The 12,435-nt window shown below is 67.7% G+C and carries 12 protein-coding genes; 5 read left to right on the top strand and 7 right to left on the bottom strand.

Annotated features, from left to right (window positions below):
- Positions 1–669, top strand: a complete 669-nt coding sequence (locus ACFPJ1_RS08410; protein WP_380102635.1) for a CatB-related O-acetyltransferase — start codon at positions 1–3, stop codon at positions 667–669.
- Positions 670–799: 130 nt separating this feature from the next.
- On the opposite strand, the gene ACFPJ1_RS08405 is transcribed toward ACFPJ1_RS08410, so the two are convergent.
- The 3 genes from ACFPJ1_RS08405 to ACFPJ1_RS08395 form a co-directional block, all read right to left on the bottom strand.
- A complete protein-coding gene (locus ACFPJ1_RS08405; protein ID WP_380102633.1) occupies positions 800–2,284 on the bottom strand; it encodes an alkaline phosphatase family protein in 1,485 nt (494 codons plus the stop codon).
- 201 nt (positions 2,285–2,485) lie between these two features.
- Positions 2,486–3,157, bottom strand: a complete 672-nt coding sequence (locus ACFPJ1_RS08400; protein WP_380102631.1) for a hypothetical protein — start codon at positions 3,155–3,157, stop codon at positions 2,486–2,488.
- Between the two features lie 165 nt (positions 3,158–3,322).
- Positions 3,323–3,514 (bottom strand): hypothetical protein, encoded by a 192-nt coding sequence (locus ACFPJ1_RS08395; RefSeq protein ID WP_380102629.1) that lies wholly within the window; start codon positions 3,512–3,514, stop codon positions 3,323–3,325.
- Positions 3,515–3,744: 230 nt separating this feature from the next.
- On the opposite strand from ACFPJ1_RS08395, the gene rox reads away from it, so the two are divergent.
- Entirely contained in the window at positions 3,745–5,172 is a 1,428-nt protein-coding gene (rox, locus tag ACFPJ1_RS08390) for a rifampin monooxygenase (protein WP_380102627.1), read from the top strand.
- On the opposite strand, the gene ACFPJ1_RS08385 is transcribed toward rox, so the two are convergent.
- From ACFPJ1_RS08385 to ACFPJ1_RS08375, 3 genes are all read right to left on the bottom strand, one after another.
- Positions 5,140–6,393: an MFS transporter gene (locus tag ACFPJ1_RS08385; RefSeq protein WP_380102625.1), complete on the bottom strand. Its 1,254-nt coding sequence runs from the start codon at positions 6,391–6,393 to the stop codon at positions 5,140–5,142. The two genes, rox and ACFPJ1_RS08385, sit on opposite strands and share 33 nt — an antisense overlap.
- Positions 6,390–7,655: an ATP-grasp domain-containing protein gene (locus tag ACFPJ1_RS08380; RefSeq protein WP_380102623.1), complete on the bottom strand. Its 1,266-nt coding sequence runs from the start codon at positions 7,653–7,655 to the stop codon at positions 6,390–6,392. The genes ACFPJ1_RS08385 and ACFPJ1_RS08380 overlap by 4 nt, the downstream gene beginning before the upstream one ends.
- 189 nt (positions 7,656–7,844) lie before the next feature.
- On the bottom strand, positions 7,845–8,558 hold the full coding sequence (locus ACFPJ1_RS08375; RefSeq protein WP_380102621.1) for an alpha/beta fold hydrolase: 714 nt from the start codon (positions 8,556–8,558) through the stop codon (positions 7,845–7,847).
- 177 nt (positions 8,559–8,735) lie between these two features.
- Between ACFPJ1_RS08375 and ACFPJ1_RS08370 the strand changes: the two genes are divergently transcribed.
- Positions 8,736–9,443 carry an alpha/beta fold hydrolase gene (locus ACFPJ1_RS08370; RefSeq protein WP_380102619.1) on the top strand — a complete coding sequence of 236 codons (708 nt, stop codon included), beginning with the start codon at positions 8,736–8,738 and terminating at the stop codon, positions 9,441–9,443.
- A gap of 139 nt (positions 9,444–9,582) precedes the next feature.
- Here the strand turns inward: ACFPJ1_RS08370 and ACFPJ1_RS08365 are convergent, their stop codons facing one another.
- Entirely contained in the window at positions 9,583–10,332 is a 750-nt protein-coding gene (locus ACFPJ1_RS08365) for a DUF899 family protein (protein WP_380102617.1), read from the bottom strand.
- A gap of 155 nt (positions 10,333–10,487) precedes the next feature.
- On the opposite strand from ACFPJ1_RS08365, the gene ACFPJ1_RS08360 reads away from it, so the two are divergent.
- Together ACFPJ1_RS08360 and ACFPJ1_RS08355 are read left to right on the top strand one after the other, a co-directional pair.
- Positions 10,488–11,411, top strand: coding sequence for an RNA polymerase subunit sigma-70 (locus tag ACFPJ1_RS08360; protein WP_380102615.1), 924 nt, complete (start codon positions 10,488–10,490; stop codon positions 11,409–11,411).
- A gap of 324 nt (positions 11,412–11,735) precedes the next feature.
- Positions 11,736–12,299: a hypothetical protein gene (locus tag ACFPJ1_RS08355; RefSeq protein ID WP_380102613.1), complete on the top strand. Its 564-nt coding sequence runs from the start codon at positions 11,736–11,738 to the stop codon at positions 12,297–12,299.
- The last annotated feature ends 136 nt before the right edge of the window (positions 12,300–12,435 follow it).

Genomic DNA, 12,435 nt, shown 5'->3' with positions numbered 1-12,435 from the left:
ATGACCACGGTCCCTGACCCGGCGAGAATCCGCTGGCCGGCGATGATCGACGACCAGGCAGGGAACATGGTCTTCCTGAAGCCGTTGGTCACCTCGGCGAAGATCGAGGTCGGAGAGTTCACCTACTACAACGACACGGACGATCCGACTCTCTTCGGGACCAGGAACGTGCTCTACACAGCCGGTCCCGAGAAGCTGATCATCGGCAGGTTCTGCGCCGTTGCCATGGGCGCCAAATTCCTGCTGTCGTCCGCGAACCACCCGATGATGGGGTCGACAGCCTTTCCGTTCTTCATCTTCGGTGGAACCTGGTTCGAGAAGACCGCGGAGATTCTCCCCAGGATCCGCAGCCGCGGCAACACTGTCATCGGCAACGACGTATGGATCGGCCGCGACGCCGTCGTCATGCCCGGCGTTACCATCGGCGACGGCGCGATCATCGCGGTGGGAGCGATGGTCGTCGCGGATGTCGCCCCCTACACCACGGTCGGAGGCAATCCAGCGCGGCCTTTGAAGAAGCGGTACTCCGACGAGGACATCGACCGGTTGCTGCGCATCGCCTGGTGGAACTGGCCCGTCGACGTCATCACCGAACACGTCCGTACCATCTGGACAGGCACGCCCGCCGAACTCGAGCAGGCAGCCAAGAGCGCGGGCCTGATGACCTGACAGCAACAGTCCGTTGACAGAGGCAAGCACCTCGGCGGCCAGTAGGGCGGACTCCCGGCGGGTTGTGCCTCCCGGCATGGCAGCCGGGAGGCAGCAACAGGTCAATCTCGGCGTGGGCGGCGGGGTCAGCTCAGCCGACGTGCCGTCGGTGGCCCGGCTCCTGGCGGGGGACGCTCTGATCGCTGCCCGGGATGGTGGGCAGCGGCAGTTGCGAAGCCTCGTACTGCGCCAGGTTGTACTGTCCGGTGGTTTCAGGCAGGGACGGCGCGTGCTTAGCATCGCCGAACCGGAACGCGCCGGTCAGGTCGCTGACCGTCTCGCGGCGCCAGTCGCTGATGTTGGTCTCCTTCACGCCGGTGATCCGTTCCAGCAAGCGCAGCTGCGAGGTGTGGTCGGAGGTCTCGGAGAAGACGTAGCCGCCGGTCGTCCACGGCGAGACGATGATGCACGGCACCCGGAAGCCCAACCCGATGGGCAGGCCGCCGCCGACCTCGCCGGTGTTGGACGTCTTGAACACGAACTCGTCGGGCGTGCCGGGCTTGGGAAGAGGCGGCCGCACGTGGTCGAACATGCCGTCGTTCTCGTCGTAGGACAGGATGAAGACCGTCTTGGCCCAGACCTCGGGGTTGGCCGCGATGGCGTCGATCTTGCCGGCGACGAAGGTCGCACCGGCGGCGGGCAGCGCGGCCGGGTGCTCATCGAAGCCGGACGGCGGGAGGATCCAGCTCACCGTGGGCAGCTGGTCGTTCATCGCGTCGTACTCGAACTGACCCAGTGGCTGGGTGGCGACGCCGTTGTCGTAGATCGGGTCGCCCGGCTGGGCGCTGCCGAACGCCTTCCACTTGCTGATCGCCGCGGCGCCGGTGAGACCTCCCGGCTGACGGTAGATCTTCCAGCTGACGCCCGCCTTCTGCAGTCGCTCGGGGTACGTCGTCCAGCTGAACTGGTTCGCCGGGCCGCCGGTGGTCAGCGATGGTCCGCCGGCCAGGCCGTTCGGGTCCAGGGTGCCTGACATCCACATGTGCCGGTTCGGGCCGGTCGGCCCGAGGACCGAGCAGTGGTAGCCGTCCAGGACGGTGAACGCGTCGGCGAGGGCGAACTGGAAGGGGATGTCCTCGCGGGTGAAGTACCCCATCGTGTACTGGCCGTCGATGGGGCCGTCGGCAGCCATGTGCGCCGGTACCCAGTTGTCCATCTTCCCGTCGTTCAAAGCCTGGTGCTGTACCGCCCATGCGTGGCTCATCGACGGGATCGCCTGAGCCGCGGTGATCTTCGTGTTGAGCCGGTAGGGCAGCAGGTAGCCGTCCGGGTTGGACGGGTCGGGCTGGTAGAAGACGTTCCTGCCGTTGGGCAACCGCTGCGCGTGAGGGTCATCGAAACCCCGCACACCGGACAGGGTCCCGTAGTAGTGATCGAAGCTGCGGTTCTCCTGCATAAGCATGACGACGTGCTTGATGTCCTTCAGCCCGCCGTGCTTCGGGGGCGGCGAGGCAAGAGCCGTGCGTACGTTGGGAGGCAGCGCGAGCGATGCCGCAGCCAGGCTGGCCGCTGCTGCGCCGGAGCCGAGCAGCCGGCGGCGGCTCATGCCGGTGGGCGCGTCGGGGGAGTCGTTCATCGGGGGCCTCACTTCCACGTGCTGATGCGCCGACCATTCGGCGCTTTGCCACCTTGGGACCCCGATGTAGCCCGCCGCCGATTCTTCGATGACCACCGAACGAACGCCCGGCGACCAGCAATCGGCGACGACAAGCCCGCAGATTCGGCAGGGTGGCCCAGGCCGCAGCACCCGTTTCGTGAGTTGGGGGCGTGCCTGTTCTCAGTTGGGTGAGGTTGTGGCGATGCCGGCGGCGTCGACCCATTCGTGGGCCGCGCCTTTGATGACCAGGTATTTGATGATGTCTTTTCCGTCGGTCAGTACTGCGACCGCGCGCCAGCCGATTTCGTCGGCTCCAGCCAGCGCCGTATGGCGCACAGAGAAGGCTTCTGGCAGCGTCACCAGTTGGGTCGAGGGTGTCGCCGTTGCCGTCGGAGCTGCGGCGGATACCTGGGCCGTTTGGATCATCGCCTCGGCTATCCGGGCGCGGGCCTCGATCGTTGCCACCGCGGCGATCGACCGGCCGCGGACGTCGGAGCCCAGCAGGTACGCGATTCCGAGCACGGCGGCCGCGGTGACGATGCCGGCCGCCAAGAGGACGGCCCGCTGGGTGTCGGGTTGCTGGCCGTCCCACCAGACCGCAACCCGCCCCCAGGCCACGGCGACACCTGCGGCCAGGCCTGTCGCCCACCACTTGCTGGCGGCGGTTGCACCGGCCTCGATCAGCGCGACGCTCGCCGGCGGCCCCTTGAAGGTGGCGCCGAAACTGTCTGCCTGCTTGTTGTCCTCTGCCGTCCCGAGAAGGTTCACCCCGCGCAGGAGCGCGGCGGTCGGATCCAGAATGTCCTGGCCGGTGGCCGAGACGGCCTTCGCCGGGATCTGCACGTCACCCATCATTTCCCCCTGCTCATGAAGCCGGCCGACGGGCGCTCCACCCGCGAAACACCGTCCGGCAGAGTCTCAATATGAGCCACAAACCACCCGCTGCCAAGACCGACGAAACCGGTTACTCGGCGTCGGTCTCGAGGTTGTGGATCAGCGCCGGACCTTCGGCCAGTGCTACATCAACACACCGGACCCGGCCAGCACCGGCAGGATCACCCAGCGGACGGCCGTCTCGAGAGCCGGGCTGAGGTCGCCCGGCAGGTACACGTAGGCGACCAGTGCCACCCCGGCCACCAGATGGGCCAGGCGCTGCCGATCACGGATCTTCTTCCCACCGCCGGTCCGGCGGGCTGTGGTGGCGGTCATACACCCTCCACAGCGGACATAAGTAGAGGCAAGGAGGTTACTCACTCCTTGCCACATCCAAGATATAGCGCACCTGGGGGCTTGCGGCAAGACCCGGGTCATGCAGCAGAATCTCCAGCCGAAGCCAGAACCTGCGGAAAAGCAGGGATTCGCGAAGGCGCCGGTGTGCGCGCCGCCGGTCTGCGCGGAGCAGCTGGCCGTAATACAACCTTGTCGAATCGGGGGTTTTCATGATTGACGTGATCGTTGCCGGTGGCGGACCGACCGGCATGATGCTGGCGAGCGAGTTGCGGCTGCACGGCGTACACGTGCTTGTGGTGGAGAAGGACGCGGAGCCGACCGAGGTTGTCCGCTCGCTCGGCCTGCACGCGCGCAGCGTAGAGGTGATGGACCAGCGCGGTATGCTGGAGCGATTCCTTGCCCTCGGCAAGCAGTACCCGGTCGGTGGCTTCTTCGCCGGTATTCCCAAACCGTCGCCGGAGCGACTGGACACCGCACATCCGTACACCCTGGGCATCCCACAGACCACCACCGACCGCCTGCTGACCGAGCACGCGATCGAGGTCGGCGTCGAGCTCCGGCGCGGCTGCGAGCTGGTCGGGCTGAGCCAGGACGAGGACGGGGTGACCGTCGAACTGGCCGACGGTACGGAGCTGCGCTCGCGCTACCTCGTCGGCTGTGACGGCGGCCGCAGTACGGTGCGCAAGCTGCTCGGCATCGCCTTCCCCGGCGAGCCAGCCAGGGTCGAGGCACTCCTGGGCGAGATGACGCTGACCGCGTCGCTGGAGACCATCACCGAGGTGAATACCGAGGTCCGCAAGACCCAGCTGATGTTCGGCGCCGGGCCGCTGGGCGACGGGGTGTATCGCGTCGTCGTACCGGCCGCCGGGCTGGCCGAGAACCCCCGAGTCCCACCGACCTTCGAGGAGTTCAAGCGGCAGCTGCAGGTGACCGCCGGCACCGACCTCGGCGCGCACTCACCGCGTTGGCTCTCCCGCTTCGGCGACGCGACTCGGCTGGCCGAGCGCTACCGGGCCGGCCGGGTGCTGCTGGCCGGCGACGCCGCCCACATCCACCCGCCGACCGGCGGGCAGGGGCTCAACCTCGGCATCCAGGATTCGTTCAACCTGGGCTGGAAACTGGCCGCCGAGCTCAACGGCTGGGCACCGGAAGGGCTGCTGGACAGCTACCACACCGAACGGCGCCCGGTGGCCGCCGACGTGCTGGACCTCACCCGCGCTCAGATGACGCTGATGTCCCTCGAGCCGGGTCCGCAGGCAGTGCGCCGCCTGGTGTCGGAACTGATGGACTTCGAGGACGCGAACCGGTACCTGACCGAGAAGATCATCGCGATCGGGATCCGCTACGACTTCGGCGAGGGGCATGAACTGCTCGGCCGGCGACTGCGGGATGTCGAACTGAAGCGGGGACGCCTCTACGAGCTGATGCACGAAGGCCGCGGGCTGCTGCTCGACCAGACCGGCGGGCTCTCGGTGGCGGGCTGGGCGGATCGGGTCGACCACGTCGTCGACGTCAGCGAAGAACTGGACCTGCCCGCGGCACTGCTGCGCCCCGACGGCCACGTGGCATGGGTCGGCGAAGACCAGGAGGATCTCCTCAGCCACCTACCGAAGTGGTTCGGCGCCGCCGCGAGCTAAGCCCGCCGCGCGGCGGCGCGGCAGACAGAGTTGCGCGGCCAGCAGCCCGGCCGCGCCGACGAGGGCCCACAGCGCCCACGGGCCGATCGCGTACACGGCGCCGCCGATGAGCGGTCCGGCGCCTGTACCGATCGTGTACGCCGCGCCGTACAACCCCTGGTAGCGCCCGGCCATCCGCGGCGGAGTCAGACCTCCCAGGTAGGCCATGGCGACAGAGCTGGACATCATCTCGCCGAGCGTCCAGATCAGCACCGTCGCCGACAGCAGGACCATGCCGTTCATGAACCCGGTCAGCGCGAGACCGGCACCGATCAGCAGGTTGCCGATAGCAAGTACGTACTCCGGCCGGTACCGCGAGACCGCCCCGGTGGTCGGCAGCTCCAGCACCAGCACCACCAGACCGTTGAGCCCGATCAGGAGACCGAAGTCGCGCGCGCTCAGACCCACCTCACTGACGTGCAGGGGCAGGCCGACGGTGGACTGGATGTAGACGAACTCGCCGACCGCGGTCATCAGCAGGAATCGCACCAGGGCGCGGTCGGCGAGCGCCTGCCGGTACCCGACCGTCCGGTCCGCCTGCATGTCCGCGTCGTCCTGGTCGGTCCGCGGCTGGGGCGCATCCCGCAGCAGCACCGCCACGACCACGCCGAACAGCAGGCACGCGGCGGCATTGCCCAGGAAGAGCGCCACATAGGAGGTGCTGGCCAGCACACCGCCGATGACGCCGCCCAGGGCACCGCCGATGTTCAACGCGAACCGGAACACCGCGAAGGCGGCGAGCCGTTGCTGGTTGGTCGTCACGGAGTCGAGCAGCACCGCGGCCGCGGCCGGCCGGTAGATCTGCGACGTCACGCCGATGAGACCGACCACCGCGACGAGGATCGGGAACGATCCGAGGGACGGCACGATCGCCGTCAGCCCGGCGGTGGGTACAGCCGACGCCACGATGGTCCATCGCCGGCCGATCTTGTCAGCGAGGTAGCCACCGACGGCGTTGCCGAGCACGTTGCCCAGACCGGACGCGCCCAGCACCAACCCCGCGGCACCGGCGGAATAGCCGCGCCCGGTCAGGTAGAGCACGATGAACACGGGCAGGAAGTTGCCGACCCGGTTGACCAGGATGCCGAGGCTGACGATCCATACCCGGCCGGGCAGGCTCCGCAAGGCGTCGCGGAATCGCGGCTCGTCGACGCCTGACCGGTCCGGCGGCGCGGTGCTCACGAGACGGGTTCGGTGCGCACGTGGATCGCCGCGGCCAGCCGCCTGCCGTTGGCGATCGCTTCGGCGGCCGTGGCGCCGCGGGCGATGACATGACCGACCTTGTCCTCGTTCCAGGTCAGCGGCGGTACGAAGTCACCCGGCTCCACGTCCACCTGGACGTCGACGTACGCCGGGTCCGCGCGTACGGCGTCGACGCCGGTCACCTGGACGACCCGTCCGGGCTCCGGCGTGAGGAACCGGACGGCCGCTCCGCTCCGAGGCTCGGGCGACTTGGTCAGCGACTCCACCACGCCGAACCTGGCGCCCAGTGCGTAGCGCTCCATGTCGACGCCGTACGCGATCTCGGCCAGTTCGTTGATCCGGTCACCGCCGACGCGGTTGTGCGACTCGACGATCCGCGGGCCGCGCGACGTCAGCTTGACCTCGGTGTGCCCTGGGCCGTTGCGCAGCCCCACCGCGTCGAGGAAGTCTGCCACCAACCGTTTGACCTCGTGCAGCGTCTCGGCCGAGCAGCGGCTGGGCTGCGAATGTCCGATCTCGACGAAACCGCCGTCGCCAATCTCCTTGTCGGTCACCGCGACGACCACATGCCGGCCGTCGAAGCTCAGGGTCTCCACGCTGATCTCCGGGCCGTCCAGGAACTCCTCCATGAGGAACTCGTCGAAGGAATCGGCATCGGACAGGTCGCCGATCGCCCAATGCCCGTCGTCGAGGGACCGGTACCGTTCGGCAACGACCTCCACGTCGGCTCGGTCGCGGACGCGGAAGACCCCCAGGCTGCCCGATTCGCGGATCGGCTTGACGATGATCGGGAGCCCATGCGCCTCAACGAACTCCCGAACGTCCTGTGCCGAACGGCCGACCGCGGAGGCCACCGGGCTGATGCCCTTCGCGGCCAGGTGCCGGCGCATCCGCCACTTGTCCAGCAGCAGTTCCACGGTGGCGACGGACTCGCCGCCGAGGCCGAGCGCCTCGTTGACCCGCGCCGTCGGCATCAGCCCGAGCTCGGACAGCGACACGGCCGCCTGGAACGGGTACGCCTCGTGCAACGCCCGGACCAGCGGCAGGAGCCGGTCGACGTCGCCGTAGTCGAGCAGCAGCGCCTGATCGACGTACGGCCAGTGGCCGCGGTCATACGCGTCCGGGAACTGGGCGTGAACCACGTCCAGGCCGAGCTCCCGGGCCTTGCGCACATGCTTGACCTTGCCGCCGATGACCAGGACGCGAGGCCGTGCGGTGGCGACCGAGTCGGTCGTGAACATCTGGTGCTCCTCGTGTCTGCCGGCTCCCTGCTGACACGCCGAATCTGCTCGTCTGAGGTGGACCCGCACATCGGAATTCGTCCCTATCCCTGGCCTGAGGGGGTCCCTAGGGAGTCGGGAACGGCGTCAGCTCATTCCCCAGCCGAGCCCGTCGGGCGGATCGGTCCCGGCGAGCGATGTGGATCGTTGCTATGAGCCCCATCCATGGCGCTGCAGCCAGTCGGCCACCAGGTCTGTCGCGGGGCTTGCAGGATCGCCGAGACCGCAGCGGCCGTGGTCAAGGCCGGCGAACTCGGCGACCTCGATCCCGAGACCGCGAAGGATGTACTGGTCCTTGAGCGACACGCGCTGCGCACCCAGAGTGCCCCAGTACATCAACTTCGGTATTGCCATCTGGCGAAGCTCGGCGTGCCAGTCGTAGCTATGGAACCAGTTCCAGAACGTTCGGCTGCCGACCGGGATGCGACGCTCCCGGTTCATCCGGGCGAGCCACGCGTCGGACAAGCCACGCAGTACGTTGAACCCACCGCACACCATCAGGCGAGCCCGGGGGGTTGCTTGAGCGGTCGCGCAGGCCATTGCGCCACCCTGCGAGAAGCCCCACACCGCGAACTCGGGAATGTCTTCCTGGTCGCAGATCGAGAGGATCTGCTCGTGGATGCCGACTGCCGGGTAGGGGTCCGGGCGGTCGCTTCGGCCGAACCCGAGCGGCTCGATCTGCACCATCGTGTACTGGTCCGCGAGCCGCTCGAACGGTACGTAGGAGCCGCGGTCCTTCTTGGGTAACACCACCGCCGGGCCGCTCCCGGTCACCGCGTACCGGAGCTGGTGACCAGTAAACGGCGCAGTCTTCCAGCGCACCGCGTTCACGACACCTCCGGCGGCCGTCGGGAGAACACTCATGCCAGTTGCCCAGATGCTAGGTGGGAACAGCGGAGCGGCTCTCCCTGGGGCCCTACGGTCTGTCGCCATTCAGGTCGCATCGGTAACTCAGTCATATGACGTAAGCGCTGGTGGAGGTCGCGAATCTACCTTCGAGCCACCGGAAACGTCCGGTCCATTGAAGGGAGAAAAGCGACCATGAGCACTACAGCACCCGTACGGAACGTCGTTCTCGTGCACGGAGGCTTCGTCGACGGTTCGGGCTGGCAGGGTGTGTACGACCTGCTCGTCGAGGACGGGTACCAAGTCAGCATCGTGCAGAACCCGACCCTCTCGCTGGAGGACGACGTAACCGTCACCTCTCGAGTCCTCGACCTCCAGGACGGTCCTACCGTCCTGGTCGGGCACTCCTACGGTGGTGCGGTCATCACCGAGGCCGGCACGCACGAGAAGGTGACCGCGCTGGCATACATCGCCGGCTTCGCTCCGGACAAGGGTGAGTCGGTCAACACGCTCATCGCCGACCCGCCGCCGGGTGCGCCCGTCCCGCCGATCCTGCCTCCGCAGGACGGCTTCCTGTTCCTGGACCGCGCCAAGTTCGCCGACTCGTTCGCCGCTGACCTGCCGCCCAAGCTGTCCGCGTTCATGGCCGACGCCCAGGTGCCCTGGGGAGTCGATGCCCTGAGCGAGGCGATCACCGAGCCGGCCTGGCGGGTGAAGCCGAGCTGGTACCTGGTGGCCACCGAAGACCGGATGATCCCTCCGCCAGCGCAGCGCGCCATGTCGGAGCGGTCGGGCGCGACGGTCGTCGAGGCCGCCGGCAGCCACGCGATCTACGTGTCGAACCCGCAGGTGGTCGCCGATCTCATCAAGCAGGCCGCCCAAGCGGCGGGTAGCCGGCAGTAGGACCCTGAGGTCGAGGCTGGGCAGTCCTCGATCTGCGGGCGCCCAGTCCTCCACGTTCGAAGGAATACACCATGAAACAGCTCTTGAGGCGGAGGATCGCCTCCAGACCCAAGCGTCTGGCGGCCCTGGCGTATGCAGCTCACCCGCAGCAGTGTTTGCCTGGTGCGCTGGGGGATTCGTCGAGGGGTGCGGCGCCCGGCCTGGTCCACTGCGGGACGGGGCGACCGTCTTTCGTCCACCAGGTGTACGTCCGATCCTGCGGCCAACCCTCCGGCGAGTCCTCCCAGGCTTCCTGCCGGCCGTAGACCGTCAGATCGAGCAGGTGGGCTTGCACCATGGTCGTTTCGACGCCGCGAGCGATCGTCTCGTTGGTGAGGAACACACGGTCGCTGTCGCGCAGGTAGCAGGCGATGTAGCCCGGTTCGTCGATGAGCCCGGCCCCGACACCGTGATCTTCGACCCCGAGCATCGAGTACCACGGCAGCGTGTAGCCCATGAATTCGCGGAACGGCGCGATTTCCTCCCACGGTCCCTCGCAGAAGACCGCGAAGGACACCCCGCGATGGTTCAGGTAGCTGACGTCGTGCACGTCGAAGATGCTCGCGGTGCAGCCCTCGCACTGGCCTTCGATCCCCGCGCCCAGATGCCACATGTGCTTGTACGCGATGAGTTGGTCGCGGCCGTCGAAGACGTCCAGGAACGGTACCGGTCCGTTCGGGCCGATCAATGTGGCCGACGCGTCCACCTCGGTGATCGGTAGCCGGCGCCGGGCCGCCGCGATCGCGTCGCCCTCACGGGTGTGGGCCTTCTCCCGGACGAGGAGGGCCCGGCGTTCACGGCTCCAGGTCTCACGGTCGACGATCGGCGGTGATGCGGTCGCTCCAGTCATTGGGTTTCTCCTCGTCGGTCTGGGCGGTGCAGGCTCGTTTGGTGTTATGAATATCGACGAGCGACCCGGCGAATCGTCATCGCACTTTCTTCGCGACGGTCTCCGGTACGGCGTTGGTACGGTGGCGACCACCATGATCCGGAGGACCTGAGCGCATGAGGAGCACCGCGGACGAGGTGTGGTTCCGGGAGGCGTTCGAGGAGCACCGGCACCCGTTGCATGCGCACTGCTACCGACTCGCCGGGAACGTCGCCGACGCAGACGACCTGGTCCAGGAGACCTTCCTGCGCGGGTGGCGCTCCCGGACGCAGTACGAGGGGAGGGCCTCGATGCGGACCTGGCTCTACCGGATCGCCACCAATGTCTACCTCGATCACCGCAAGGCGGCGGCGCGACGGACCGTACCGGTCGGCGACCCGATGGAGTGGTGCACCGATATCGGCCCCTATCCCGACTCGCTGCTGGGCGAGGATCCGCCATCAGATCTGGTGGCACGGGAGACGGTCGAACTCGCCCTGATCGCCGCGCTGATGTATCTGCCGCCACGGCAGCGCGCGGCGTTCGTCCTGCGTGACGTCTCCGGCTGGACACCGGCTGAGATCGCCGACGCTCTCGGCCTCGCGGTACCTGCGGTGAACAGTCTGATCCAGCGTGCCCGGAAGACCCTCCGTCACTATGCGCCGGGCGATTCCCGAGCGTGGCGCAGGCCGGTACTGACCAGCGAGGACGAGGAAATCCTGCGTCGCTATGCGGCGGCTACCGATCCCGCGAGTGTCCGGGAGTTGCTGGCCGACGACGTGCGCATCACCATGCCGCCGGACCCACCAGTCGTCGGGAGCGATGCGGCGGCCGAGTTCCTGGCTAGACCTCTGGATTGGCGCACCTTCCCGTCCGCTGCCAACGGACGGCCTGCCCTGATCTGCTATCTCCGTCACCCTGGCAGCGACCAGTACGACGCAATGGTCGTCGACGTCCTCACGATCGAGAACGGCAAGATCGTGGAGAGCAACGCCTTCGTCGGAGCCCACCACGTCGCCGCGTTCGGCATGCCCGCAACCATCGAACAGCACAAAGCTTGATCCTTGAAGCGGGCCCCCACTCGTGCTCGGGAGACGGTGCTGGCGACCCTTGTTGCGGTGCCGGTGGCGGCGTAGCGTCAACTGGCGAGGGTTCCGCCGGTAGCTCGGCCGCCTGCGGAGCCTCGTCGGCGGGGGGAGCGGGGCATGGTTTTGCGTCGAGTTATCGGTGTTGGCGTCGCGGTGATTGCTCTTGCGGCGTTGTTCGGATGTGACGGCGATGACGGAGACGGCACCGGCGGAGGAAGCACGGGGTCAGGTACGAGAAGGACCGCATTGCCGCCCAGCACAGATGTCACTGGTGCGCCGCCAGTACTCGACCCTGCGGTGCAGTCTCTCAAGGACATCCTGCTGCTCACACCCGAGGCCGTTGCCGCCGACATCAACCTGTACGGCAACGCAGGCGTCAAGCCGGCCGACGTCGAGGCGCAAGCCCGCGCCCTCTGCGAGTCGGGGTTCCGGCCGTTCGCCACCATGACGTGGTTTACGTTCAGGGTGCCGGAGAAGAACCTGCTGATGCTCGGCCCGGTGCATCGACTGCTGGACCTGGCGAGTACCCCGCGCATCTGCTCCCGGGGAGCATCGGCGACGGAGCGGCAACAGTACAGCCGCGCGCTCTATTCGTACCTGACGGCGGCTGAGGTGCGGCTGCCGGATCGGCTGATCGCAACGGACACCGTGCGACAGAACGTCTGCGGCTTCCTGCAGAACGAGGCTGGTGGTCAGGTAGTCGAAACTGTGCTGGGGTCGATCGTGGAGACCTTGTCCCGCCACCGTGTCGACCCCGAGGACTTTCTGCCCTTTGCCGTGGAGATCGCCGCCCAGAGTTGCGACGCCTGGCTCCCCCTGATGAAGCAAGTCCTCGCCGAGTACTTCACCCCCAGTGAATAGCTCGGCGGCACCAGCCCGCCCGGGACCGTCTTGAAATTAGTCTCTGGGATGGTGTCGTATCAGAGCGCTGCCGTTCGTGGAGTTGGTGAGCGGCGGCTGTCCTGGCTGCCGTAGCCGAGGAGCCACCAGTCGGCCC

This window comes from Kribbella qitaiheensis, from assembly GCF_042657745.1.
Classification (GTDB): Bacteria; Actinomycetota; Actinomycetes; order Propionibacteriales; family Kribbellaceae; genus Kribbella; species Kribbella qitaiheensis.
Note: the sequence above shows the minus strand (reverse complement) of the source record. Positions and strands in the feature narration are given on the sequence as shown.